The organism is Janibacter sp. Y6 (genome assembly GCF_040900765.1).
GTDB lineage: Bacteria > Actinomycetota > Actinomycetes > Actinomycetales > Dermatophilaceae > Marihabitans > Marihabitans melonis.
Genome location: NZ_JAKLYZ010000013.1, coordinates 1 through 1,391, shown reverse-complemented (window position 1 = coordinate 1,391; position 1,391 = coordinate 1). Strand labels below are relative to the sequence as shown.

Sequence of the window (1,391 nt, the reverse complement as noted above, 5' to 3'; positions counted from 1 at the left end):
TGACCAAGAGATCCCACAACCCCGTACCTGCAACGCCTGACAGCTATCACACAGATACGGTTTGGCCTGATCCGCTTTCGCTCGCCACTACTCACGGAATCGCGGTTGCTTTCTCTTCCTGTGCGTACTGAGATGTTTCACTTCCCCACGTTCCCTCTACCCAGCCTATGTGTTCAGCTGGGAGTGACTGGACTTGCCTCCAGCCGGGTTTCCCCATTCGGAAATCCTCGGATCACAGTCTGGTTATCGACTCCCCGAGGCTTATCGCAGATTCCTACGTCCTTCTTCGGTTCCTGGTGCCAAGGCATCCACCGTGCGCCCTTAAAAACTTGAGCCACAAAGATGCTCGCGTCCACTGTTCAGTTCTCAACATACGGTCGGCACCAACCACACACTGGGCGCCTACCACGCTGATACAGCGTGGCGGTTCGTCCTACATGGCCGGCCCGCACCACAACCCCCACAACCGTGGGGGCCGATGGCCTCGAGGCGCTCGCGTCACCACCCGCAACCAAGGTCGCGTGGCGGTGAGCCCGAACCCTCAGGACCCAACAACGTGTCAAGCACCCCAACACCCACCCTGCGCGTTCCATCACAACCCAAGAGCTGTGCGTACTAACGGACCAGGCAGATCCTGCGGTGCCAAATAATCGATGTTCCACCCTTGAGCACCTGCTGCTCGACATTCGCGAGCAGACCAGGCCCTGGACCAGATATCTGGCCAGTGCTCCTTAGAAAGGAGGTGATCCAGCCGCACCTTCCGGTACGGCTACCTTGTTACGACTTAGTCCCAATCACCAGTCCCACCTTCGACGGCTCCCCCCACAAGGGTTGGGCCACCGGCTTCGGGTGTTACCGACTTTCGTGACTTGACGGGCGGTGTGTACAAGGCCCGGGAACGTATTCACCGCAGCGTTGCTGATCTGCGATTACTAGCGACTCCGACTTCATGGGGTCGAGTTGCAGACCCCAATCCGAACTGAGACCGGTTTTTTGGGATTCGCTCCACCTTGCGGTATCGCAGCCCTTTGTACCGGCCATTGTAGCATGCGTGAAGCCCAAGACATAAGGGGCATGATGATTTGACGTCATCCCCACCTTCCTCCGAGTTGACCCCGGCAGTCTCCTATGAGTCCCCACCATGACGTGCTGGCAACATAGAACGAGGGTTGCGCTCGTTGCGGGACTTAACCCAACATCTCACGACACGAGCTGACGACAACCATGCACCACCTGTATACCGACCAAAAGGGGCACCCATCTCTGGGTGTTTCCGGTATATGTCAAGCCTTGGTAAGGTTCTTCGCGTTGCATCGAATTAATCCGCATGCTCCGCCGCTTGTGCGGGCCCCCGTCAATTCCTTTGAGTTTTAGCCTTGCGGCCGTACTCC

General features: G+C 57.7%; 2 rRNA genes. Both read right to left on the bottom strand.

Annotation, left to right across the window (positions count from 1 at the left end):
• A 23S ribosomal RNA gene (locus L6241_RS16195) occupies positions 1 to 335 on the bottom strand; the annotation flags it as partial.
• Between the two features lie 400 nt (positions 336 to 735).
• Positions 736 to 1,391 (bottom strand): 16S ribosomal RNA (locus tag L6241_RS16190); the annotation flags it as partial.